The sequence below is a fragment of the Cypionkella aquatica genome, from assembly GCF_030161095.1.
Classification (GTDB): domain Bacteria; phylum Pseudomonadota; class Alphaproteobacteria; order Rhodobacterales; family Rhodobacteraceae; genus Cypionkella; species Cypionkella aquatica.
In genome coordinates this window covers 347,717-371,130 of sequence record NZ_BSPP01000004.1, presented here as the reverse complement: position 1 = coordinate 371,130, position 23,414 = coordinate 347,717, and the positions used below count along the sequence as shown (strand labels likewise).

Sequence of the window (23,414 nt, the reverse complement as noted above, 5' to 3'; positions counted from 1 at the left end):
CAGCCCTCGTTACTTGGTCACTTTGGTCGGTTTGCGCACCACGTCCGGGTCCAACCGCACATCCGCGAAAATAGGATAGCCCGCAGCGGCGAATTCTTCCGGGTCCAGCGGGTCATAAATCGCGTAAAACTTGTCCAAGCCGTATTCCAGCATATCCTGATTCAGCCATTCGGCCAAAATCTGGTCGTAGTTGTCTTGCAGCACCGTATTCGCCGGATCAAGATTGGTCACAAACACCAATCCGGTCGGGCGGCAGGTCAGCACCGTCAGTTTCAGATCGGGGCGGTAGCGTTGCAGGATCGGCAGCAGCTTCCAGACATCGCCCGTCCACGGCCCACGCGGCAGATTGTCTAGATCGCGGGTCAACTGGCGATGCCCAAACGGCAGGCAATCATGCATCGCAATCACGCCTTTGGGGTGACTATTGGCCTCGGTATTGATGAAGTCGCGCAGCAGATACTCAAACAGATGCATGCCGTCGAGGAAGGAATACGACAGCTGAATACCCAGCTTTTTAAGAAAGTTATCGGCAAAGAAGTCATCACTGGTTTGCTGAAAGATCAACAGCTTGGGCTTGCTGCCAATGATATTGACCTCTGCCTTGAAATAGGGGTCAACCGCGATGGTCTTGCCGAGCACCGGCGCAAAAGACCGCCCGGCACGGCAGCCGATCTCAAGATACCAGTCAAACGCCATCGCCTGATGCAAACCATCGACAAACTCGGTGTAGCGTTGACCCAAATTGCGGCGAAACGGCGTCGCTTCGGTCTTTACACCGTCAGCTTCGGCGCGGTTCGGAAGTGTCTCATCACCCATGCTCTATTGTCACTTATAGTTGTCGCCAACGGCAGCGGAACAAGGATCATGGCTGCTCTGGCCAGTGTCACGCGGCTTTTGGCTTATTTTTCGGACACTAAAGCTTTCGCACTCTGTTTCCGTTTTTGCAACAGAGTTTGGGCGTGATCTCTGGGCCTGATCCAGACAATCCCACCGAATTTGTTAGCCAGGCGCTAAGACGCCTGTGGTTAAATCCTCAAAAGGCGTCTGGTTTTGCCCATGGCGCGCGGTAGGGTTGCATGGCTGCGGCTTGGGTCACAGGGCGCGCTAAGATAAGCAAACTTGGCAAAAATCGCTTTCGCAATCGCGGCAGGACCAGTAGTCTATAGGAAAAATAACAAGCAGTAACGGGTACGGGCATGGTTGAGGATCACGGACAGCCAGAAGCGGCTTCACGTCGGCCCCGCAAAGATGCGGGCCTTCCTGCAATTGGCGTTCTGGGCGGCGATGGCACTTGGTCGGTGATGGCCTTGCTGCGCGCCGCAGGGATATCGGTGGCCGAGGTAGAGCCTGCTCCCAAGCAAATCAACGAAACTTTGGCGGCCCGCTTTCAGTTTGGCTATGCATCAGCCCGCTGCGGCACCTTGGGAGATTTGCGACAGATCCTGCAACTGGTGCAGGCCGCGACGGGGGGCGCCCTGCCCAAGAACGCGGTCTGGACGGCGGCGGATGGCAGCTTCATCGACGGCTTTCGTCCCGCGATCGAACCCTATGGTTTCGCCTCCAAGGCCGAACTGGCAAGCTACCGCGCCGCCCATTTGGCTTGCGTGCTAAAGCTGCTGCAGGGGGTCACGACGCTGGTGCTGCCACTGCGAACAGCGACCGGGTTTATTGATGCTTCCGACGGCACTGCCTATCCTGCGCTGCCCGCTGGGGCCAAGCTGCCACGCGGCTGCAAGTTAGAGCCTGTCGTTTACAATGCGGAAACAATGACGCTGGATTTCGCAGCGCTTCATGCCGCGCTCAAGGCGCTGTCGCCAAGCCTTGTGATCCGTCTGGTCGTCGCCTCTCCGGTGCAGGGTCTGGCGGCGCTCGGGGATCAGGCGCAACTGCGCGGCTTGGCTGCGCATTGTGCAGCCAGCTTTGCGGACGTGATCTATGACTCCATCCTTGACCAGCTTTTGGCCCGCATGGCGCAACCCGATGCCGATGCGCGCCTTGGTCCGGTCGTGCAAACTTTGATGGCGGGCGGTGATCTGCTGGATGCCGTCGCAGCAGCCCCAGCGGTGCAGGTGATGGAGGATGCGGAAATGGGTATTCCCGCGCCCATCGACGCGCCGCCCCGCGAAAAGCGTGATCGCGCCCAACGCAAGGCCGACCGTGCCAAAGGCAAGTCCAAGGATGGCGCTGGCAAAGAGGGCAGAGCCAAGGGCGCGAAAGTCATGTGTGAAGATGAACTGCTAGAGGCGTTTTCCTGATGCGGGTCTGTGTCATCGGCAATTCGCATATCGCGGCGCTAAAGCTTGGCTGGGATGCCTTGCTTGCCGCCGATCCCGCAGCTTGGGCGGAAGTGAAGCCAACTTTTTTCGGCGCACCCAGCGACGGCATGCGGCATATCAAACTGGAAGATGGCTGCATCGTCCCGAAACGCAAAGACATTGCCGAGCATTTTCAGCGCATGTCCGGCGGGCAAGATAAAATCACCCTTGCCGATTACGACGGTTTTTTTCTTGTCGGCCTGAATGTCAGCGTCAAACGCATCCTGCGGTTCTACAAAACCCATGCTTGGGTTGGCCTTGCCCCTGATGCTGAAAAAACCCTCGTGCATCCCAAATTCATGGAGGAATTTCTGACAGAGCGGTACAGTTCCACCCGCCTTGTTGATATGGCCGCTATGCTGAAATCCGTCACCGGTCGCCCGGTTGTCGCAATGGCCGAACCGCATTGGGCAGCGTGGATTCGCCACGGTCAGGAAGGCACCGCCGATTACGGCTGGGACAAAGCCATCACATCAGGCGACGCGCCCCAAATCGGCGCGGCTTTCCAGCAGACGGTCACGGCCGCTTTGGCCCCCTATGCCACATTGCTGCCGCAGCCACCTGAAACGGTGCAAGACGGTATCATGACGGCGGCGGCCTATAACAAAGACGCCTCGCGGCTGATTTCGGGCGAGGGGGGCGGCACCGATGCCGCGCATATGAACGCAGCCTTCGGGCAGACGATCTGGCCGCTTGTGCGCCAGTCGTTGCAAGCACAGTTATCGTAAGGGGTTAAGATGGAACGCACATCACCATATCAGGGTCTTGGCGCGCGGGCCTATTGGCGCACGGGTTACGCCGAAACCGACTATCCGCCAGCCGACATCTACCGCGCCAAATGGGCGCTGTCGAAAGACGATAAAATCGTCACCGCAGGTTCGTGCTTTGCCCAGCATGTTGGCCGCGCCCTGCGTAAAAATGGCTTCAACGTGCAAGACGGTGAACCCGCGCCCAGCCATATCCCCGCAGATGATCTGACCACCTACGGCTACGGCATGTATTCCGCGCGCTACGGCAATATCTATACCACCCGTCAGCTGCGCCAGCTGCTGGACGAAGCTTGGGGTGATGCGCCGGCCTTTGATGCGATCTGGCAGAAGGATGGCCGCTTTTACGACGCCCTGCGCCCGAATATCGAACCGAACGGCTTCGCGTCCGAAGCTGACGTGCGCACCGCCCGCGCCGAGCATCTGGCAAAAGTGCGCGCGGTGTTCACCGCGGCAGATGTGTTCATCTTTACACTTGGCCTGACCGAAGCGTGGTTCCACAAACCCTCTGGCCAAGTTTACCCGACGGCCCCCGGCACCATCGCGGGCAAGTTTGATGACAAGATCCACGGCTTTGTGAATTTCCGTCTGGCCGAAGTTCGCGCCGATCTGGTCGCCGCCCTGACCCGGCTAAAGGCCCTGAACCCCAACCTGCGGGTGTTGCTCACCGTTTCCCCGGTGCCGTTGACCGCCACTGCTTCCGATGCGCATGTGCTGGCTGCCACCACCTATTCCAAATCGGTGCTGCGCGCCTGCACGGGCGAACTTTACGCCGACTTCCCCGAGGTTGATTATTTCCCATCCTATGAAATCGTCACCTCCAGCAAAGCCGGGGCCGCGTTTTTCGAGCCCAACCTACGCTCTGTCACCGAAGCAGGCGTCGCGCGGGTGATGGCGGTGATCACCGCTGCCCATCTGGGCGGTGCGCCCGCCACCGAAGACGCCCCAGCCTCAATGACCAAGGCCGAACGGCAAGAAAAACGTGCTAATCGTGAAGAACGCAAGGAACGGCGACGTGCGGGCAAAGGCGCATAAAGGCGGCGCAATGCCAGTGATTTTGCAGCGCAGCCTGTCCGCGCAAGAGCTCGGCCTGCCCGGCATCCCGCGCTTGCTTGATTGTGTGCAAACCGCGGACGAGCGGTTGCGGTACATCTTTGGCGCAGGCACTCAACGCGCGGCGTTCACCACCGAGGCGCGTCTGGGCTGTGCGGTCATTGAAAGCATTGCCGAAATCTCGGGCACTGTGCTGATCACCACCACCGGGCCGGGGCCCTTGGCTTTGGCGGCAGGCGGCGTGCTAAAGGCCGCGCCGGTGCAGGCAGAACCCGAGTTATTCGCGGGCAAAAACACCCTGCTTTCCAGCCGGATTGATGAGACCGCAGCCCAACTGGCCGAGGGGCTGATCTATCACGCCCGCCACCACGCAGCACAAGCCGCGCTGATCCTCAACCGCGCGCCCGAACCATCGCAAGCCTTTGCCGATGATCTGGCGCAAAAGCTTGCGGGCCATGATCTTACCGTCGTCATCCTGAGCAGCCCGCTGCCCTTGGGCAAACCGGATGAAGTCGCACAGAACCACCTTTACCAAGCCCCCGCCGCCCCCGGCAAAGCCCGGATGACCAAACCAGACCCCGACCGCTGGCGCGCACCGTTGGGCGAACCTTTGCTGTACGAGCTCGCCAAATGGCGGTTTTTGTCCGAAGCCCGCGCGGTGTTGGCGCTGGATGCCAGCGATATTCTTGCGCCAGATGGCCCCAACGCCTTTGATCTGTGCCGCGAAACCGACGGCGGTGTGATCGCACTTGCGGGCATGCTGACCTATCCGTGGCGCGTCAAAGGCAATGCGGGTGCCAGCTTTGGCGATCATATATGCCGCCAATTCGACGCCGCCCGCAGCGTTACACGCTGGGGCGTGGCGCCGCAAAAAGCCGGCCTCAACCGGGCATGGCGGATGATCCGCATTGCCGACGCCCATATGGACCGATTGCCCACAGCCCCGTTCTACCGCGCCATGGCGATCAGGGTGCCGGGCGAATCCACGGCAAAACTGGTGCCAAAAACCGCGATCATCGAAGATGCGGCTTTGCTTGCCCTCGCCACCGGCCCCTTCGCGCACAATCCGGTGCGGGTGCCGGTGACGGAACTTAAAGCCGTCGCAGCAAAATCGCCGCAAAACCTGCGCACGATGATCGTCACCACGATGAAGAATGAAGGCCCGTTCCTGCTGGAGTGGATCGCCTATCACCGCGCCATTGGTGTGACCGATTTTCTGGTCTATACGAATGATTGCACCGACGGCACCGACACCTTCCTGCAATTGCTGCAAGCCAAGGGCATCTGCGAACACCGCGCCAATCCGTGGCGGCAGGGCGATGTCACCAACCCGCAATATTCTGCCCTGCAAGCATCGGAAGGCGAGGCGATCATGCAGAACGCCGATTGGTCGATTTGCATGGATTGCGATGAATTCATCAATATCAAACTCGGCGACGGCACTCTGCGCACGCTTTATACCGCGATGGGCGACGCCAACATGATCAGCATGACATGGCGGCTGTTCGGCGATTCTGGCGTGGTCGATTACGAAGACAAACCCATCATTGCGCAGTTTGACCGCTGCGCGCCCGAGATCATCCGCAAGCCGCATCAGGCCTGGGGCTTCAAGACCCTGTTCCGCAACAATGACATTTTTCGCAAATTTGGCGTGCATCGCCCCAAGGGTCTGCAACCCGAACATTGGGACCAAATCCGCTGGTTGAACGGTTCAGGTCGTCCGATGCCGCAATCGGTTTTGCGAAACGGCTGGCGCTCTACCCTTGCCACCTATGGCTATGATTGGGTGCAGCTGAACCACTATGCCGTGCGCTCGGTCGAAAGCTTTCTGGTCAAGCGTGACCGGGGCCGGGTCAACCATGTGGATCGTGACCAAGGCCGCAACTACTGGTTTCGGATGAGCCATAATCAGGATCGTGACACCTCGATCCAAACCCGCCTGCCACTGTTTCAGGCTGAGATGGATCGCCTGCTGGTCGATCCTGAAATCCGTGCGGCGCAGGAATATTCAGTGGCCAAACACCGCGAGAAAATCGCCGAACTTCTGACGCAGGATGCGCATAAAACCTTTTATGCCGAACTGACCAGCGAACGCATGCGCCGCCTGTGCAACATGCAGCATGTGTTTGGCTCGGCGGTGTTTGCGCTTGGCCCCGATGTGATCCCGGATGAGGTGGCTTTAAACCCGAACCTGCCCGCCGATTTCTTCTTCACCGTCGAACATGCAGGCGAGGCCAGCCATTGACTGCAGTTCCAAGCGACCCGATTTTTTGCGACCCCGTTTTTTGCGACAAGGAGTATGGCTGCAATGCTTGATCTGAACGATGCAACCTTGCCGCCCGATCCGACAGGCGGCTGGTCCACCGCAATCAAATCGGTGCCAAACGCCGTCGTGAATCACCTGCAGCGGGGTTATCTGGTGCACAGCTCGGGCATCTTTGACGCCGATGGCGGCTATGTTCCTGAAGGTGTGCTGTGGCGTGGTCGCGCGATGATGGTGCCGCCGCCGATGCCCGAAACCCCCGAATATCAACCGGGCCGCTGGCTGTGGGGGGGCAAGCTGCTGAATCATTTCGGCCATTTTCTGATCGAAAGCACCGGGCGGCTTTGGGCCTTGGATCACGTGCAAGGCCAGCTTGATGGCATCGTGTTTATCCCGGAAGGCCCGATGACCGGGGCCGATCAGGCGGCCGAGCTTAAGGGCTTTCAGCGCCTGTTCTTTGACCTTCTGGGCATCACTCTGCCGATCAAAGTGCTGACCAAACCGACGCGGTTTGAACATCTTGAAGTCCCCGGTCAGGGCTTTGGCATCGGTCCCTTGGGGGGCGGCACCGACCCATTCCGCGCCTATATCCAGAAAAATTTTGCCATCCAAGTGCAACCCGAAGGCGGTGAGCGGCTGTATATTTCACGCTCGGAACTGGACGTGTCGCTGGGCGGCATTTTGGGTGAAATGCGGCTCGAACGCTATCTCGCCGAAAACGGTTACGAAGTGTTTCACCCGCAAAATCATTCACTGACAGATCAAATCGCCCGCTACAAAGCCGCAAAGCAGGTGGTCGGGCTGGATGGCTCTGCGCTGCATCTGTTTGCAATGGCTGGCACACCTGAACAGCGCGTCGCCTTGATCAAACGTCGTTCTGGCCCCGCACCAGATGGCATCGTGCGACATCTGCGCGGCTTTACGGGGCAGCGCCCGTTGGTTCTGGATACGATCACCCACAACTGGGTCCGCTCTGATCGCAAGCACGCCGACAACTTTTCCTATGGCGAGCTCGACTTTGCCCGTTTGGGAAAACAGCTCAGCCGTAATGGCTTTGTGCCCGCGGGCGTCTCTTGGCGCGCCTTGTCTGCTGCGCGCGCAGCGGCTGCGATGCAGGGGATCGAGGAAAAGATGCCCGGCAAGAAACACAGCTTCAACGCAGTTCCAGTGCCAGAGCCAGCACCCGAAAAACTTAACGAGCGTCGCATGGCCCGCAAAAGCCAGACCCGCGACTAGGCAGAGTTCGCACGCATCTAGAACCGATTGTCGCGCGAGAATCGCCCGCGCCCAGCCGACGGCTTGCGTTGCATGCCAAACCGCCTAAAGCAAAATCCCCGGATCTGCGCCCATGCGCAGGCCGGGGAATACAGATGCCTCCAAAACGCCGCGCTCAATCCCATACATGCCGCGCATCGCATGCGCCGCCCAGGCCCGCACATCCGAGGTCGGCATCAGATCGCGGCGATCATACAGCGCCGCCTCTGACAGCCCCGGCCAATCGCCGTAAACCTTGCCGCCACGCAACGCACCACCGGCCATCACCATCATGCCACCTGTGCCATGGTCGGTGCCAGCGGTGCCGTTTTCCCGCGCGGTGCGGCCAAATTCGGTCATTGCCAGCACCACAGTCTTGCCCCAGACATCAGCCCCAAGACCGGTTTTCAGCCGCAAAATCGCATGCTGCAACCGCGTCAGCGATCGCGGCAAGCCATCGGCCTGCTGGCGATGCGTGTCCCAGCCCGACAGCGAAAATGCCGCGATCCGGGCATCCTGCCGCAGCTTTCCAGCCGCATAATCCACCAGTTGCTCAACATCATCCAGCTTGACGCCCTTCACCAACAACGGGGCCTGCGCCATCATGCCAATGTCACCCGCATCGGCCAACTCCATCGCCTCTAGCGCTGCCGCCTGAAACAGCGGGTCGTCGTGATAGACGCGCTCAAACAGCAAACGCGCTTGCGGTGACAGCAGCAGCGTTGTCTCGGGCGACCAGTTGCGCACCTCGGCCACACCTTCCAGCAGGGGCATGGCCACTTGGCCCACGGAATAGGCGGTCTCCGAGGTCAACCCGCTTTGGCTTTGCAGCAAGCGGTTCAGCCAACCATCATTCACCTGCGTCAGCGGCACATCCATTCCGGTGCCAGCCTCCAGCATATCCTGACCCTCAAAATGGCTGCGCTTGTCGCGGTAGGGCGACGAGGTGGCATGCACAAAGCCCAATTCTCCGGCTTGCCACAACGGCATGAGATCGCCCATCGCCGGATGCAGCTTGAAAAACCCATCCAGATCATGCGCGCTTGGATTGAACATCGTCGGGCGCAGGCTTGCGTAATCAGCATCGCCCTGCGGCTGCACCACATCCAGCCCATCCATCGCCCCGCGCAGGATCAGCACCACCAAGCGCTGATCGCCCAGCAGCCGCCCGCCATCCGCGCCCGCCAGCGTCACCGTGGTCAGCAAAGGATGCGCCGCAACCGAGCATCCCAGTACCCCCAACCCGCGCAAAAATCCGCGACGATCCATCCGCTATCTCCGGTTAAATTCGGCCGAGGCCAGCACCAGCCCCACGCCTTGCGTTCGATCTTCCGCCCGCGCCGCCGCCCACAGCAAACCTGCGCTGGCCCGATCCGCCAGACAGCTTTCTGCCATCGCCACCGGATCAGGCAACGGGTCCACCAGCCGTTGCGGCACCTGCATTGCCCAAGTGATCCGTCGCGCCAAACCCTGCGGCGTGATCCATTCCTCGGCCTCTTCAGGAAAGCCATTCGGCCCCAGCGGTCGCTTGAACGGCTGACCCAGCGTCGCCATTGCCGCCAGAAAATAGGTGCGAAATTGCTTATACGGCAGCGCCTGCATAGCCTGATCCGAGACCCCAAGCGCCCGCACCGAAGCCACCAGAAAATCAAACGGCTGCCGGGCCTTCGCCGTCGCTTCAACCCATGCCGCCGGATGATCCAGCAGCGCTGTATAAGTCACCATCAGATCGCCGCCTGATGCCGCATAGGCCGCCGCCACCGACGCCACCAAATCGGCATCGGGTGTGTCCGAGACAAAATGCACCACCAGCTTGTGCGCCAGATGCTGCGCCGTGCCGTCGTGCAGCGCCAGATCGCGCAGCGCCGCGCGCACATCGTCCAACCCACCCGCCGCATAAGTCTTGCCCAGCACGGTTTTCGGACCCGGCTCGGCCTTGCGGTCATCGAAAATCATCTCACCTTTCGGCCCCACCGTCACCCCGGTCAGCAGCCGCGCAAGCTCTGTCACATCGGCTTGGCTATAGGCCGCACCAACGCCAAGGCTGTGCAACTCGATCACCTCGCGCGCAAGGTTTTCGTTCAGGCCCTTGCCCTGCTTGCTGCCCAGCCGCGACTTGGGCCCGATAGAGCTCGATTGATCCAGATAGATCAGCATGGCCGGATGCAGCGACACCGCCACCAGCATCTCGCCGAAAGGCAGGCTCAGATTGGGCCGCACCGCGTCTTCTATCATCGCAAACGGCAGAATGGCTTCGATCTTGCGCGCCGCCACCACCGAGAAATGGTCCGCCCAAAACGCCACCAGCCGCTCGCGCAGACTGTCAGGGCTGATCGCCGCGCGCACAATGGTCTGCACTTCGGCATTTTGGGCAAGTTGCAAAGCTTGCTGCTTCAGCACCTCTTGCCCGGCAACAAATGCAGGGTCTTTACGGTCTTTCACCGCCATGCGCGCGGCACGCATTTCGGCCAGTATCGCCAGAAATGGCGCATGCCCGGCAATCGGCCACTGCGCCGCTGCCGCATCCGGCCCGCCCAGCCGTTCAAGCATCTCGGCTGGTCCATCCGGCGCAGTGGCGGGCAGCGGCAGGCCATAGCCAAAACGAGTCGCAGCAAGGGTGGCACGGCTGGCCATCAGGATCGGTCTCCGCTGTGCAGGGGCTTTCTCGCCATCTGTCTTTAACCTGTGCTGCCTAAATAGGAATGTCGCCACAGATTACCACAACCGATCGCGGCTTTTTGCGTCTATATGCAAGGCTATAGCCGAAGTATTGGCCGGAAAGCGCCTTTCCGCCTGCCGATCATCCCCAAGACAACCGATGATCCCTGCCAAGCCGCCACCCAAATGGCCCAACACCGTTGTGGTGTGAACACGCCTATCCAATCTCGGCAGGCTTGAAATAAGCGCGGCAAGCGACATACTCTGAACCTCACCCCCGACCCGGAGTATCGCCGATGCTGCCGCGCGCCACCGAAAACCATCTGACCACCATAGAAACCGCGCTTGCCCGTGGCGAGGCCGCGCGTTCCCCCGTTGTCGCCTCGTGGAGCCGCTCTGCCCACCTGCACGGGCTGGACCCGACCCGCCCCAGCCGTCCGGACCGCATGACCGCGCAGGAACTCAGCCTTGCCCGCGACCGCATGGCCCCTTTGTTACGCGCCGCAGCCCCGAACCTTGATCGGCTGTTTCAGGCCGTGGGGGCAGTCGGTTGCTGCGTGCTGCTGGCCGATCTCGATGGCATCCCGCTGGAACGCCGCGGTGCTGCTGTCGATGATCCTGTGTTCTCGGATTGGGGTCTGTGGCCCGGCACCCATTGGTCCGAGGCCCAGCAAGGCACCAATGGCATCGGCACTTGTCTGGTCGAAGAGCGCGTCGTGACCATCCACCGCGACCAGCATTTCTTCGCCCGCAACACCATTCTCAGCTGCATGAGCGCGCCGATCTACGGTCCGCAAGGCAAGCTCGCGGGCGTGCTGGATGTGTCCTCGGCCCGCAATGATCTGACCGCAGGTTTTATGACGCTGATCAGCCAATCCGTGACCGAAACCGCGCAAAAGATCGAAGCCCAAGCCTTCCGCGATGCCTTCCCCACTGCCCGCATGGTTCTCGTGCCGGGCGATCGCGGGCTGCTTGCGGTCGACAGCGACGATCTGGTGATCGGCGCCACCCGCGCTGCCCGGCATCAATTGGGTCTGTCTGGCGACCTGTCCCGCCAACCTCGCCCCGCCGCCGACGTGCTGGGCCAATTCGAGCATGAAACGCTAGAGGATGGCGAGCGCGCCGTGCTGATGCGCGCCCTTGCGCGTGCAGGCGGCAACGTCTCGGCAGCCGCCCGCGATCTGGGCATAAGCCGCGCCACCTTCCACCGCAAGCTTGGCCCCCGTCTGATCTGACCCCGCCTTCGCCGCCCGTTGCCGCAGGTTTTCGGCTGACCTGTCGCAACCCTGCGACAACTCTGCGCGCCGATCCCTCTCCCCCCGGATGACAACCGCCCCCCTTAAAGCGCAGCCTGTCCCCAGTGCCGCGAGGAGGCGGCCCATAGTCTGGGAGGACTTAACATGAACATGGTGGAGCATTTCCGCACCTCTAAATCGCCGTTCAAGGCGACCTATGGCAATTTTATCGGCGGCAAATGGGTGCCTGCCCAATCGGGCAAAACCTTTGACAACACCTCGCCGATCACTGGCGAAGTGATCTGCAAAATCGCGCGGTCTGAGGCTGCCGATATCGAGGCCGCCCTCGACGCCGCCCATGCCGCCAAAACCGCTTGGGGCAATTCATCCGTTGCCACCCGCGCCGTGATCCTGAACAAGATCGCTGACGTGATGGAGCAGAACCTGCCCCTGCTCGCTTTGGCCGAAACATGGGATAACGGCAAACCGATCCGCGAAACCACCCACGCCGACCTGCCCTTGGCCATCGACCACTTCCGCTATTTCGCCGGTGCCATCCGCGCGCAAGAAGGCAGCCTGTCGGAAATCGACCACGACACGGTGGCCTACCACTTCCACGAACCCCTCGGCGTCGTTGGCCAGATCATCCCGTGGAACTTCCCGCTGCTGATGGCGGTCTGGAAACTCGCCCCCGCCTTGGCTGCAGGCAACTGTGTGGTGCTGAAACCCGCCGAGCAAACCCCGGCCTCTATCCTGATCTTCGCCGAGCTGATCGCCGACCTGCTGCCCCCCGGTGTGCTGAACATCGTCAACGGCTTTGGTCTTGAGGCTGGCAAGCCGCTGGCATCTTCCAACCGCATCGCCAAAATCGCCTTCACAGGTGAGACGACAACTGGCCGCCTGATCATGCAATACGCCAGCCAGAACCTGATCCCGGTCACGCTGGAACTGGGCGGCAAATCCCCGAACATCTTCTTCAAAGATGTCTGCGCCGAGGATGACGACTACTTCGACAAGGCCATCGAAGGCTTCGTGATGTTCGCGCTGAACCAAGGCGAGGTCTGCACCTGCCCCTCCCGCGCCCTGATCCACGAGTCGATCTACGATCAATTCATGGAAAAAGCCCTGAAGCGTGTGGCCGCAATCACCGCGGGCGATCCGCTGGATCCGACCACGATGATCGGCGCGCAGGCGTCGTCGGAACAGTTGGAAAAGATCCTGTCCTACATGGACATCGGCAAACAGGAAGGCGCGCAGGTTCTGGCAGGCGGCGCGCGGCGCGAGATGGAAGGCGGCCTCGCGGGCGGCTTCTACATGCAGCCGACCGTGTTCAAGGGCAACAACAAGATGCGGGTGTTTCAGGAAGAGATCTTTGGCCCGGTGGTCTCTGTCACCACCTTCAAGGACGATGACGAAGCCCTCAGCATCGCCAATGACACCCTCTACGGTCTGGGCGCGGGTGTGTGGAGCCGCTCGGCCAACACATCCTACCGCTTTGGTCGTGCCATCCAAGCGGGCCGGGTCTGGACAAACTGCTACCACGCCTATCCGGCGCATGCGGCGTTTGGCGGCTATAAACAGTCAGGCATCGGGCGGGAAAACCACAAGATGATGCTGGACCACTACCAGCAGACGAAGAATATGTTGGTCAGCTACTCGCCTAAAAAGCTAGGCTTCTTCTGATCAACCGGGCGCGGGACACCATCCCGCGCCCACATTCTGCCGGGAGGCTGCTATGACCGAAGTTCTCGATAAAGTCACCGCCACGCCTGCGGCCCTGCAACTGCTGGCCGAGATTGTCGCCGACCACGGCCCGGTGATGTTTCATCAATCGGGCGGCTGTTGTGATGGGTCGTCGCCGATGTGCTACCCGCAGGGCGATTTCCTGCTGGGGGATCGCGATGTAAAACTGGGAGAGATTGGCGGCATGCCGTTCTATATCTCGGGCAGCCAGTATGAGGTCTGGAAGCACACCGATCTGATCATTGATGCGATCAAGGGAAGGGGCGGTATGTTCAGCTTGGACAATGGCCGGGAACAACGCTTTCTGACCCGATCCGAGATCTGCGCGATCTAAGCTCAGCTGCGGTCCCAACTCGGGACCATTTTGAACCGTTTGAAATCATATAGTTAGCTGTGCTGCATTAAGGATATCTTAACGATTACCGTGATTGCCCCGATCCGCACGCGCCAAGGCGCAGCGCGGGCATATCGCGACAATAGACAAGAAAATCTTGTCTATCGCGCTACACTTCTTCATTTCGTTTCGCACCCAAGCCGCGCAGGATGTGGCAACACAGATGCGGCTACGATGGGATATGCGGATGCGCAACGGCGGGCAGGTTTTGGTGCAATCTTTGCAGGCGCTTGGGGCCAGCAAAGCCTTTGGCGTGCCGGGTGAAAGCTATCTGGCGGTGCTGGATGCGCTGCACGACACCCAAGGCCAGCTTGATTTCATCCTGTGCCGCAATGAGGGTGGTGCTGCCTTCATGGCCTCGGCCTACGGCAAGCTGACTGGAACGCCCGGGATCTGCATGGTCACACGCGGACCGGGGGCGACCAATGCCTCGATCGGCGTGCATACCGCGATGCAGGATTCGTCCCCGATGATCCTGTTCGTCGGCCAGGTTGGCACCGATATGAAGGGGCGCGAGGCGTTTCAGGAACTCGACTACCGCGCGGTGTTCGGCACGATGGCGAAATGGGCGGTCGAGATTGATCAGGTTGACCGGATCCCCGAAATCCTCGCCCGCGCTTGGGTCACCGCCACCACAGGCCGCCCCGGCCCGGTGGTGATTGCACTGCCCGAAGATATGCTGACCACCCTGACCGACACCCCGCCGCTGACCAAACCCGCCAAAATCACCGAAGCAGCGCCGGCCCCCGAAACCATCACCGAAACCCTTTCCCTACTGGCATCAGCGCAGCGTCCATTAATCCTGATGGGTGGGGCGAATTGGACCGATGCAGGCCGCGCCGCCTTGCAGCATTTCGCCGAAGCCTCGGATATTCCCGTGCTGGCCGCCTTCCGCTTTCAGGACCAATTCGACAACCACTCCCCCGCCTTCACCGGTGAAGCAGGCGTCGGCATGCTGCCCCATGCCAAGGCGCTGATCCGCGACGCCGATGTGATCCTCGCTATAAACGTGCGGTTTGGCGAGATGACAACCGACGGCTACACCCTTTTGTCAGTGCCAAATGCTGCGCAGCATTTGATCCATGTCCATGGCTCTGATCGTGAGATTGGCAAGATTTATCAACCTGTTCTGGGCATCCATGCTGGCCCCAATGCCTTTGCCCGCGCCCTGACCCCGGTGCAAGGCGCGTGGGCCGATTGGCGCAGCAACGCACGCGCAGCATTTGGGGCCAGCTTCAACGCGCCCGCCCAGCCTTCCCCGGTAGATATGGTCGCCGTCACCGCGCATCTGCGCGAGATTTTGCCCGAAGATGTGATCCTGACCAATGGCGCGGGAAACTTCACCGTCTGGCCGAATAAGTTTTTCAAATTTGGAAAAGAAGCCCGCCTGCTCGCCCCACAATCCGGCGCTATGGGCTACGGCGTCCCCGCTGCCATTGCCGCCAAAGTCGCCTATCCGGCGCGGCGCGTGGTGTGTTTTGCAGGCGACGGCGATTTCCAGATGAACTGTCAGGAACTCGCCACCGCCGCGCAAGCAGGCGCGCAGCCGATCATTCTGATCGTCAACAACGGCATTTACGGCACCATCCGCGCGCATCAGGAACGCCACTATCCTGCCCGCGTTTCCGGCACGACGATGGTGAACCCCGACTTCGCAGCCCTCGCCCGCGCCTATGGTTTCCACGGTGAACGGGTCGAGCGCACCGAAGATTTCGCAGCCGCCTTCGCCCACGCCTTGGCGTCAGACACCGGCGCAGTGCTGGATCTGAACGTCTCCCCCGAGGCGATCACCCCGCGCCAAACCCTAAGCCAGATGCGCGCGGCGGCTCAGGCGGCCAACCCATGAGCGCGCCAATCCGTCTTGGCGCCGACATCGGCGGCACGTTCACCGACATCGCGCTAGAGGCGCATGGCAAGCTGTTCTCGACCAAGGTGCTGACCAATTACGCAGCACCCGAACAGGCGATTTTGGACGGCATCGACGTGGTGCTGGCCGAGGCGGGCATCAGCCTTGCGGATCTGGATATCGTCATTCACGGCACCACTTTGGCGACCAATGCGCTGATCGAACGCCGCGGCGCGCGCACGGCCTTTGTGACCACCGAAGGTTTCCGGGATGTGATCGAGATGCGCACCGAAAACCGCTTTGCGCAATATGATCTGAACATGGTTCTGCCCAAGCCGTTGATTCCACGCGAAGATCGTTTCGCGGTGGCAGGCCGGATCGGCGCGCAGGGGCAAGAGCTTTTGCCGCTGGATGAGGTGGCGCTTGCCGCACTGGCCGACCAGATCGCAAGCGCAGGCTTCGGCGCGGTGGCGATTGGCTTCATCCATTCCTATATGAACCCCGCGCATGAACACCGCGCCCGTGAGATTATCGCGGCGAAAGTGGCGGTGCCGATCTCGATTTCCTCGGAAGTCTCGCCGCAGATGCGCGAGTTTGAGAGGTTTAACACCGTCTGCGCCAATGCCTATGTGCGCCCGCAAATGGCCGATTATCTGACCCGGTTGCAGGCGCGGCTGCAGGCTTTGGGCGCGCGTTGTCCGGTGTTTATGATCCATTCGGGCGGCGGGCTGATCTCGGTTGAGACGGCGGCGGAATTCCCGGTGCGGCTGGTCGAAAGCGGGCCTGCGGGCGGGGCGATTTTTGCTGCCGATGTGGCGCAGAAGTTCGGGCTGCAAAAGGTGGTCAGCTATGACATGGGCGGCACCACTGCCAAGATTTGCCTGATCGAAGACTACGCCCCGAAAACCGCCCGGACGTTCGAGGTGGCGCGGACCTATCGTTTCGCCAAAGGCTCGGGCATGCCGATTTCAATTCCGGTGATCGAGATGATTGAGATCGGCGCGGGCGGTGGCTCGCTGGCTTGGGTCGATGCGATGGGGCGGATTCAGACCGGGCCAGAATCGGCGGGATCGGAGCCGGGGCCAGCCTGCTATCAGCGCGGCGGGATGCGTCCGGCGATCACTGACGCCGATCTGGTATTGGGCAAGCTGGATGCCGATAATTTCGCAGGCGGTGCAATCCGGCTGTCTAGCGATGCGGCGCGGGCGGCCGTGCTGCGCGATGTCGGCGACAAGCTGGGGCTGGGGGCAGAGGCTGCCGCCTTTGGCATCTGCGAGGTGGTCGATGAGAATATGGCCAATGCCGCCCGCGTTCATGCGGTCGAAAATGGCAAGAATATCTCTGATAACATGATGATCGCCTTTGGCGGTGCCGCCCCGCTGCACGCCGCGCGTCTGTGCGAAAAGCTGGGCATTGACCGCTGCCTGATCCCGGTTGGTGCGGGTGTAGGTTCGGCCATCGGTTTTCTGAAAGCGCCGTTTGGCTATGAAGCTTTGGCCTCGCATATCCTGCGGCTGACTTCGTTTGATGCCGATACCGTCAACGCTTTGGTGGCTGGCCTGAAGACCACCGCAGAACGCTTTGTCCGCGCAGGCACCCGTGCCGCGATCCAATCCGAAATCACCGCCTTCATGCGCTATGTCGGGCAGGGATGGGAGATTCCCGTCACCCTGCCAGACCGCGCCTATACCGCCGCCGATGCCGAAATGCTGCGCAGCAAATTCAGCGAGAATTACGCCCGCTTCTTTGGCCGCGCGATTGAGGGGCTGGACGGGCTGGAAATTGAAATCGTCACATGGTCGGTCAAGGCGCAGGATCTGCGCGCCGCACCCGACCAAATCGCCCTCATCTCGGGCGGGACGCGGGCCGCGCACAAGCTCTCACGCGCGGTGTTCGACCCGTCCCGAGGTGAGCTTATGGCAACCGCCATCATCAACCGCAGCGATCTGACCCCCGGCGCGCGCGTCAGCGGCCCAGCAGTGATTGTTGAACGTGAAACCTCCACCGTTGTCACAGCCCCGTTCGATGTGGTGATGCAATCCGATGGCAGCTTGCTGATGATCCGTAAGGGGGCCGCAGAATGACCGACCAGACCCGCGATATTCGCATGCAGGTGATGTGGAACCGCCTGATTTCGGTGGTGGAAGAACAGGCGATGACCCTGCTGCGCACCGCCTTTTCAACCTCGGTGCGCGAGGCGGGTGACCTTTCGGCGGGCGTGTTCGACCCGGCTGGCCGGATGCTGGCGCAAGCCGTCACGGGCACGCCGGGGCATGTCAACACGATGGCCGAGGCGGTGTTGCACTTCATCGCAGAGATTGGCCGCGACAACATGCACGCAAGCGATACCTATGTGACCAATGACCCGTGGAAGGGCACCGGCCATCTGCACGACATCACCATGGTGTCGCCGTCATTCCTTGGCGACGATCTGGTCGGCTTCTTTGCCTGCACCGCGCATGTGGTCGATGTGGGCGGGCGCGGTTTTGGCGCTGACGGCAAATCGGTCTATGAGGAAGGCATCCAGATTCCGATCATGAAGTTCGCCGAGCGCGGGCAGGTTAATGCCACGCTGGTGCAGATGATCCGCTCGAATGTGCGCGAACCCAATCAGGTGGTGGGCGATTTCTACTCGCTGGCTGCCTGCAATGATGTTGGCCACCGCCGCCTGATTGCGATGATGCAGGAAATCGGGCTGACGTCGCTGGATGATCTGGGCGACTTCATCTTCAGCCGCACCCATGCCGCCACTTTGGACCGCTTGCGCGGCCTGCCGCAGGGCACTTGGTCCAACCAGATCCTGACCGATGGCTATGATGAAACCGTCAAGCTGGTGGCCGAGGTCAGCATCACCGGCGACCGCATCAATGTCGATTTCGCGGGCAGCGCTCCGGTCAGCCGCTATGGCATCAACGTGCCGATCATCTACACCAAAGCTTATGCCTGCTATGCGCTGAAATGCGTGGTCGCGCCGGATATTCCGAACAACTGGGCGTCTTTGGGCCTGTTCACCATCTCGTCGCCGGAAAATATCCTGAACGCCCCGCGCCCCGCGCCGGTGTCGGTGCGCCATGTCATCGGCCATCTGGTGCCCGATCTGGTGCTGGGGGCGCTGGCGCAGGCTTTGCCAGGCCAGGTGCTGGCCGAGGGGGCTGCGGCCCTGTGGAACATCCATATGTCGGTGCGTCCGGTTGCGGGAGCCATCGGCAGGCGGGCAGAAATCCTGATGTTCAACTCGGGCGGTATGGGCGCGCGGCCCGGTCTGGACGGGCTGTCGGCCACCGCCTTTCCGTCAGGCGTGATGACAATGCCGATCGAGGCGACCGAGCATACCGGCCCGATCGTGGTCTGGCGCAAGGAACTGCGGCCTGATTCCGGTGGCGACGGCCAGTATCGCGGCGGCTTGGGTCAGATTATCGAAATCGAACCCGCGCCGGGGCATGAGTTTGATTTCTCGGCGATGTTTGATCGGGTCAACCACCCCGCCCTTGGCCGGGATGGCGGCGGGCAGGGGGCTGCGGGCCGGGTGGCGCTGGATGATGGCACGGTGCTCAAGCCGAAAGGCTGGCAGCATGTGCCTGCGGGGCGTCGGTTGGTGCTTCATCTCCCCGGCGGCGGCGGTTACGGTGATCCGGGCGCGCGCGGGCCGGAGGCGCGGGCAGAGGATGCCCTGAAGGGTTATGTGACAGGAAATAAGCCATGAGTTACGTTGCAGATCGCCTGGGCGCGGTAAAGCCCTCTGCCTCGATGGCGGTGTCGATGGCCGCGAAAGCGCTGCGCGCGCAGGGCGTTGATGTGATTGATCTGGGCCTTGGTGAGCCCGATTTCCCTACCCCCGCCCACATCGTCGAAGCCGCCTTCAAAGCCGCAGCCGCAGGTGAAACCCTATACACCGCCTCGGCAGGCACCCCCGCCCTGCGCGCCGCCGTGGTGGAAAAGTTCAAGCATGAGAATGGCTTGGACTACACAGCAGATGAAGTCACCGTCGCCAATGGGGCCAAACAGATCATCTTCAACGCGCTGCTGGCCACCCTGAACGCGGGCGATGAGGCGATCTTGCCGACCCCCTATTTCGTCTCCTACCCCGAGATGGTCAAGCTGCTGGGCGGCATCCCGGTGATGCCCGCTTGCCCCGCCGATACCGGCTTTCGCCTCACACCCGCCGTGCTGCAAGCCGCGATCACCCCGCGCACCAAATGGCTGTTTCTGAACATGCCGGGCAATCCCTCGGGCGCGGTGTATTCCAAGGCAGAATTGCAGGAATTGGGCGCGGTGTTGGCGCAGCACCCGCACGTTCTGATCCTGTCCGATGAGATCTATGAACATATCCTGTTCGACGGGCGGCAGTTTGTCAGCTTTGCCCAAGCTTGCCCCGATCTGCGAGACCGCACGCTGATCGTCAACGGCGTCGCCAAAGCCTATGCGATGACTGGCTGGCGCGTCGGCTATGCCGCAGGACCCGCTCCGCTGATCAAGGCGATGAACACCGTGCAAAGCCAGTCGGTGACCTCTGTAGCCGCCCCGATGCAGGCCGCAGCCCTCGCCGCGTTGACCGGGCCGCAAGACTGCATCCCGGCGTTTCGCGCCGCCTTTGAACGCCGCCGCGATCTGGTGGTGGCCGGGCTGGCGGATATTCCCGGCCTGACCCTGTCCCCGCCCGAAGGCGCGTTTTATGCCTATATCGGCTGCGCAGGGCTGATCCGCAAACGCACGCCGAAGGGCGAGATCCTGACCGACGATACCGCCGTCACCCAGTATCTTTTGACCGAAGGCCGCGTCGCCGCCGTCCCCGGTGCGGCTTACGGGTTGTCGCCGTTCTTCCGCATCTCGACCGCCACCTCTGACGCGGTGCTGGCAAAGGCGATCACCCGCATTTCTAATGCCGTCGCCGCCTTGGTGGCCGCATGACGCCGCGTTTTGACACCATCCTGATCACCGGGGCCGCAGGCCGCTTGGGCACGCAATTGCGTCGGGGGCTCGCCCCTTTGGCGCGCAAACTGCGGTTGTCAGATGTGGTTGAGATCAGCGATCTGCAACCCAATGAAGAAGCCATCCTCTGCGATCTGGCTGACGAACCCGCGATCCTGCAAGCGACCAAAGGCGTTGATGCGATTGTGCATTTTGGCGGCATCGCGATGGAGCGGGGCTGGGATCAGATCCTGAACGGAAATATCCGGGGCAGCTATCACATCTACGAAGGCGCCCGCAAAAATGGTGTCAAACGGGTGATCTATGCCAGTTCTGTGCACGCCATTGGCTATCATGATCTGGAAACCCAGATCGACGCCAACGCGCCGCACCGCCCCGATGGTCTCTATGGCCTGTCGAAATGCTTTGTCGAAGATCTGGGCCGACTTTACTGGGACAAGTTCGGTATCGAAACCGCAGCCCTGCGCATTTTCTCGTCTTTCCCAGAACCACAAGACCGCCGCATGCTGTGGTCTTACCTGTCGTTTGACGATTGCATCCGCCTTGTCACCGCCGCCCTGACCGCCCCGCGCGTGGGCTTTACGGTCAGCTTTGGCATGTCCGATAACAGCGTGAAAACCGTTGATAACCGCCTTGCAGCCCACCTTGGCTATCAGGCAAAAGACAACTCGGAACCCTTCCGCGCCGGGGTTGAGGCGCGCACCGATACGCCCGATCCAAAGGCCGCAGCGGTGCGGCATTTGGGCGGTTGGTTTGTGGATTTGGGGCACCCGGATGAGGAGGCAGCGAAATGAAATCGCAGTATGATGTGGTGATTGTTGGCGGCGCAGTGATCGGATCGGCGGTCGCGTATTTCCTGACCGCGAACCCCGATTTCACCGGCTCGGTTCTGGTGGTCGAGCGTGATCCGACCTATGCCAAGGCCTCTACCTCGCTCTCGGCAGCCTCGATCCGCACGCAGTTTTCCAACGCGATCAACGTCAAGATCAGCCAGTTCGGCTATCAGTTCATCAAAGACTTCGGCAACCTGATGCAGGTCGGCGACGACAAGCCCGATCTGAATTTCCACTCGGGCGGCTATCTGTATCTGGCGGGCACCGCCGAACAGGAACAGATCCTGCGCGAAAGCCATGACGTGCAGGCAGCATGTGGGGCCGATACCGTGCTGTGGGATCAGGACGAGTTGTCCCGTGCCTTCCCGCATCTGAATGTCGCAGACATCCGGCTGGCCAGCTATGGTCGCTCGGGCGAGGGGTGGTTCAACAACACCGGCATCATGGCGGGATTCCGCAACAAAGCGCGCGCACAAGGCGCAGATGTGATCAGCGATGAAGTGGTGGCGATTGGCCGCAGCGGCGATGCTGTCACCTCGGTCACGCTGAAATCCGGCGCTGTCATCCAAGCGGGCACGGTCGTCAACGCCTCTGGCCCCCGTGCGGCGCTGACCGCCCGCATGGCAGGCCTTGATATCCCGGTGGAACCCCGCAAGCGCACCCTGTTCGTGTTCGATTGCGCCAAAACCCCCGAAGGCAGCGCCACCGTCAACCAAGGCCGCTTGCCCTTGATGATCGACCCCACAGGCGTATTCTGCCGCCCCGAGGGCCGCTTCTTTCTGACCGGGGCCGTCCCCACCTCCGACCCCGCCGTCGATTGGGATGATTTTGAACCCCGCTATGAGGAGTTTGAAGACATCATCTGGCCCGCCCTCGCCGAACGCTCGTCAGGATTTGAGGCGATCAAAGTGGTGAACCAATGGGCTGGCCATTATGATTTCAACACGCTCGATCATAACTTGGTGGTCGGTCGCCATCCACAAGTGCGCAACTTTGTCTTTGCCAACGGCTTTTCCGGCCACGGTCTGCAACAAGGCCCCGCAGCAGGCCGTGCGGTGTCAGAGCTGATCATCTACGGCGGCTATCGCACCCTGGATATGTCCGAGGTCGGTTATGAACGCATTGTCGAGAACCGCCCCTTCCTTGAAAAAGCGGTAATCTGACCCAAGATGGAGCGCCCGCTTCGCCTGCCGCCGTTAAACGCTTTGCGGGTGTTTCAAACCGTGGTGCGGCACCGCAGCTTTCGGGGCGCTGCGGACGAACTTACCGTCACCCCGCAAGCGGTCAGTCAGCAAATCAAACTGCTGGAAGACACGCTGGGGCTGGCGCTGTTCATCCGCAAAGGCCGCACGATTGAACCGAACGAGCAAGCCATCCTGCTCGCCCATTACATCCAAGCGGGATTTGACGAATTTGCCGAAGGCATCCGCCGCGTCACCAAACTGGGCCAGCGCAACCGGATCAATCTGAACGCCAGCCCGTATTTCGCCACCCGCTTTCTGCTCGACCGCCTGTCGCGCTTCCGCGAGGTGATGCCGGGGGCCGATCTGCGCCTGACCACGATGGTCGATCTACCCGATTTCGTCGCCGACGACGTTGATGTGGCGATTCAATGGGGCTTTGGCGCATGGACGCAGTTTGAACAGGTGCTGTTGCTGCGCGATATCAAGGTGATCTGCTGCACGCCCGCGCTTGCCGCACAGCTGACAACGCCCGCCGATCTGCTGACCCTGCCACTGCTGCACTCGGTTCTGGCCGATCTGTGGGGCGCAGTTCTGGCGCATCTGGGCGTCAGCGGTCCGCATGCGCCGGATGCGTTTCGGTTTCAGGATGCCGCCACGATGCGGCGTGCCACCTTGGCGGGGTTGGGGGTCGGCCTGCTGTCCACCATCGACGCGCGCGAGGATCTGGCCTCGGGTAAACTGGTAGCACCGTTCGGGCTGGATGTGATGGCAGCGATGCCCGAGTCGCAGATACCCGGCTTTTATCTGGTGCTGCCAAAGGCGCATCGCCGGGTCAAACCGATCGCCGCGTTCTGTGATTGGATGCAGCGGGAAAAATGGGCGGATCCAGACCTAAACGACCCAGACTTACTCGGCCCAAACGGCACCGCATTTTAGATCA

General features: G+C 61.3%; 18 protein-coding genes. 15 read left to right on the top strand and 3 right to left on the bottom strand.

Going from position 1 to position 23,414, the window contains the following annotated elements:
• Window positions 1–9: 9 nt before the first annotated feature.
• Window positions 10–816 (bottom strand): class I SAM-dependent methyltransferase, encoded by an 807-nt coding sequence (locus QQJ98_RS05310; protein ID WP_284324286.1) that lies wholly within the window; start codon window positions 814–816, stop codon window positions 10–12.
• 380 nt (window positions 817–1,196) lie between these two features.
• Between QQJ98_RS05310 and QQJ98_RS05305 the strand changes: the two genes are divergently transcribed.
• From QQJ98_RS05305 to QQJ98_RS05285, 5 genes are read left to right on the top strand one after another with little or no spacing between them, the layout of a single operon-like run.
• Window positions 1,197–2,255 (top strand): hypothetical protein, encoded by a 1,059-nt coding sequence (locus QQJ98_RS05305; RefSeq protein ID WP_284324285.1) that lies wholly within the window; start codon window positions 1,197–1,199, stop codon window positions 2,253–2,255.
• Window positions 2,255–3,043: a hypothetical protein gene (locus QQJ98_RS05300; RefSeq protein WP_284324284.1), complete on the top strand. Its 789-nt coding sequence runs from the start codon at window positions 2,255–2,257 to the stop codon at window positions 3,041–3,043. Before QQJ98_RS05305 ends, QQJ98_RS05300 begins: the two co-directional genes overlap by 1 nt.
• A 9-nt stretch (window positions 3,044–3,052) precedes the next feature.
• Entirely contained in the window at window positions 3,053–4,117 is a 1,065-nt protein-coding gene (locus QQJ98_RS05295) for a GSCFA domain-containing protein (protein WP_284324283.1), read from the top strand.
• Between the two features lie 10 nt (window positions 4,118–4,127).
• A complete protein-coding gene (locus QQJ98_RS05290; protein WP_284324282.1) occupies window positions 4,128–6,380 on the top strand; it encodes a glycosyltransferase family 2 protein in 2,253 nt (750 codons plus the stop codon).
• A 54-nt stretch (window positions 6,381–6,434) separates the two neighbouring features.
• The gene (locus QQJ98_RS05285; protein ID WP_284324281.1) at window positions 6,435–7,634 is read left to right on the top strand and encodes a glycosyltransferase family 61 protein; all 1,200 of its coding nucleotides are present in this window, start codon (window positions 6,435–6,437) and stop codon (window positions 7,632–7,634) included.
• 84 nt (window positions 7,635–7,718) lie between these two features.
• On the opposite strand, the gene QQJ98_RS05280 is transcribed toward QQJ98_RS05285, so the two are convergent.
• Entirely contained in the window at window positions 7,719–8,921 is a 1,203-nt protein-coding gene (locus tag QQJ98_RS05280) for a DUF1501 domain-containing protein (protein ID WP_284324280.1), read from the bottom strand.
• A 3-nt stretch (window positions 8,922–8,924) separates the two neighbouring features.
• Window positions 8,925–10,286: a DUF1800 domain-containing protein gene (locus QQJ98_RS05275; RefSeq protein ID WP_284324279.1), complete on the bottom strand. Its 1,362-nt coding sequence runs from the start codon at window positions 10,284–10,286 to the stop codon at window positions 8,925–8,927.
• Window positions 10,287–10,606: 320 nt separating this feature from the next.
• Between QQJ98_RS05275 and QQJ98_RS05270 the strand changes: the two genes are divergently transcribed.
• The 10 genes from QQJ98_RS05270 (at window position 10,607) to QQJ98_RS05225 (ending at window position 23,410) form a co-directional block, all read left to right on the top strand.
• The gene (locus QQJ98_RS05270; protein ID WP_284324278.1) at window positions 10,607–11,545 is read left to right on the top strand and encodes a GAF domain-containing protein; all 939 of its coding nucleotides are present in this window, start codon (window positions 10,607–10,609) and stop codon (window positions 11,543–11,545) included.
• 165 nt (window positions 11,546–11,710) lie between these two features.
• Window positions 11,711–13,228, top strand: a complete 1,518-nt coding sequence (gene adh / locus QQJ98_RS05265; RefSeq protein ID WP_284324277.1) for an aldehyde dehydrogenase — start codon at window positions 11,711–11,713, stop codon at window positions 13,226–13,228.
• Window positions 13,229–13,280: 52 nt separating this feature from the next.
• Window positions 13,281–13,622: a DUF779 domain-containing protein gene (locus tag QQJ98_RS05260; RefSeq protein ID WP_284324276.1), complete on the top strand. Its 342-nt coding sequence runs from the start codon at window positions 13,281–13,283 to the stop codon at window positions 13,620–13,622.
• Window positions 13,623–13,845: 223 nt separating this feature from the next.
• On the top strand, window positions 13,846–15,528 hold the full coding sequence (locus QQJ98_RS05255; RefSeq protein ID WP_284324275.1) for a thiamine pyrophosphate-dependent enzyme: 1,683 nt from the start codon (window positions 13,846–13,848) through the stop codon (window positions 15,526–15,528).
• The gene (locus tag QQJ98_RS05250) at window positions 15,525–17,612 is read left to right on the top strand and encodes a hydantoinase/oxoprolinase family protein (RefSeq protein ID WP_284324274.1); all 2,088 of its coding nucleotides are present in this window, start codon (window positions 15,525–15,527) and stop codon (window positions 17,610–17,612) included. The genes QQJ98_RS05255 and QQJ98_RS05250 overlap by 4 nt, the downstream gene beginning before the upstream one ends.
• Window positions 17,609–19,231, top strand: coding sequence for a hydantoinase B/oxoprolinase family protein (locus tag QQJ98_RS05245; RefSeq protein WP_284324273.1), 1,623 nt, complete (start codon window positions 17,609–17,611; stop codon window positions 19,229–19,231). The genes QQJ98_RS05250 and QQJ98_RS05245 overlap by 4 nt, the downstream gene beginning before the upstream one ends.
• The gene (locus tag QQJ98_RS05240; RefSeq protein ID WP_284324272.1) at window positions 19,228–20,436 is read left to right on the top strand and encodes a pyridoxal phosphate-dependent aminotransferase; all 1,209 of its coding nucleotides are present in this window, start codon (window positions 19,228–19,230) and stop codon (window positions 20,434–20,436) included. The genes QQJ98_RS05245 and QQJ98_RS05240 overlap by 4 nt, the downstream gene beginning before the upstream one ends.
• Window positions 20,433–21,251 (top strand): NAD-dependent epimerase/dehydratase family protein, encoded by an 819-nt coding sequence (locus tag QQJ98_RS05235; RefSeq protein WP_284324271.1) that lies wholly within the window; start codon window positions 20,433–20,435, stop codon window positions 21,249–21,251. Before QQJ98_RS05240 ends, QQJ98_RS05235 begins: the two co-directional genes overlap by 4 nt.
• Entirely contained in the window at window positions 21,248–22,453 is a 1,206-nt protein-coding gene (locus QQJ98_RS05230; RefSeq protein WP_284324270.1) for an NAD(P)/FAD-dependent oxidoreductase, read from the top strand. Before QQJ98_RS05235 ends, QQJ98_RS05230 begins: the two co-directional genes overlap by 4 nt.
• A 6-nt stretch (window positions 22,454–22,459) precedes the next feature.
• Window positions 22,460–23,410, top strand: a complete 951-nt coding sequence (locus QQJ98_RS05225) for a LysR substrate-binding domain-containing protein (RefSeq protein WP_284324269.1) — start codon at window positions 22,460–22,462, stop codon at window positions 23,408–23,410.
• Window positions 23,411–23,414: the final 4 nt, after the last annotated feature.

Coding starts and splice junctions, on each gene's coding strand:
- QQJ98_RS05310 (WP_284324286.1), bottom strand. CDS start 816: ATGGGTGATGAGACACTTCCGAACCGCGCCGAAGCTGACGGTGTAAAG.
- QQJ98_RS05305 (WP_284324285.1), top strand. CDS start 1,197: ATGGTTGAGGATCACGGACAGCCAGAAGCGGCTTCACGTCGGCCCCGC.
- QQJ98_RS05300 (WP_284324284.1), top strand. CDS start 2,255: ATGCGGGTCTGTGTCATCGGCAATTCGCATATCGCGGCGCTAAAGCTT.
- QQJ98_RS05295 (WP_284324283.1), top strand. CDS start 3,053: ATGGAACGCACATCACCATATCAGGGTCTTGGCGCGCGGGCCTATTGG.
- QQJ98_RS05290 (WP_284324282.1), top strand. CDS start 4,128: ATGCCAGTGATTTTGCAGCGCAGCCTGTCCGCGCAAGAGCTCGGCCTG.
- QQJ98_RS05285 (WP_284324281.1), top strand. CDS start 6,435: ATGGCTGCAATGCTTGATCTGAACGATGCAACCTTGCCGCCCGATCCG.
- QQJ98_RS05280 (WP_284324280.1), bottom strand. CDS start 8,921: ATGGATCGTCGCGGATTTTTGCGCGGGTTGGGGGTACTGGGATGCTCG.
- QQJ98_RS05275 (WP_284324279.1), bottom strand. CDS start 10,286: ATGGCCAGCCGTGCCACCCTTGCTGCGACTCGTTTTGGCTATGGCCTG.
- QQJ98_RS05270 (WP_284324278.1), top strand. CDS start 10,607: ATGCTGCCGCGCGCCACCGAAAACCATCTGACCACCATAGAAACCGCG.
- adh (WP_284324277.1), top strand. CDS start 11,711: ATGAACATGGTGGAGCATTTCCGCACCTCTAAATCGCCGTTCAAGGCG.
- QQJ98_RS05260 (WP_284324276.1), top strand. CDS start 13,281: ATGACCGAAGTTCTCGATAAAGTCACCGCCACGCCTGCGGCCCTGCAA.
- QQJ98_RS05255 (WP_284324275.1), top strand. CDS start 13,846: ATGCGGCTACGATGGGATATGCGGATGCGCAACGGCGGGCAGGTTTTG.
- QQJ98_RS05250 (WP_284324274.1), top strand. CDS start 15,525: ATGAGCGCGCCAATCCGTCTTGGCGCCGACATCGGCGGCACGTTCACC.
- QQJ98_RS05245 (WP_284324273.1), top strand. CDS start 17,609: ATGACCGACCAGACCCGCGATATTCGCATGCAGGTGATGTGGAACCGC.
- QQJ98_RS05240 (WP_284324272.1), top strand. CDS start 19,228: ATGAGTTACGTTGCAGATCGCCTGGGCGCGGTAAAGCCCTCTGCCTCG.
- QQJ98_RS05235 (WP_284324271.1), top strand. CDS start 20,433: ATGACGCCGCGTTTTGACACCATCCTGATCACCGGGGCCGCAGGCCGC.
- QQJ98_RS05230 (WP_284324270.1), top strand. CDS start 21,248: ATGAAATCGCAGTATGATGTGGTGATTGTTGGCGGCGCAGTGATCGGA.
- QQJ98_RS05225 (WP_284324269.1), top strand. CDS start 22,460: ATGGAGCGCCCGCTTCGCCTGCCGCCGTTAAACGCTTTGCGGGTGTTT.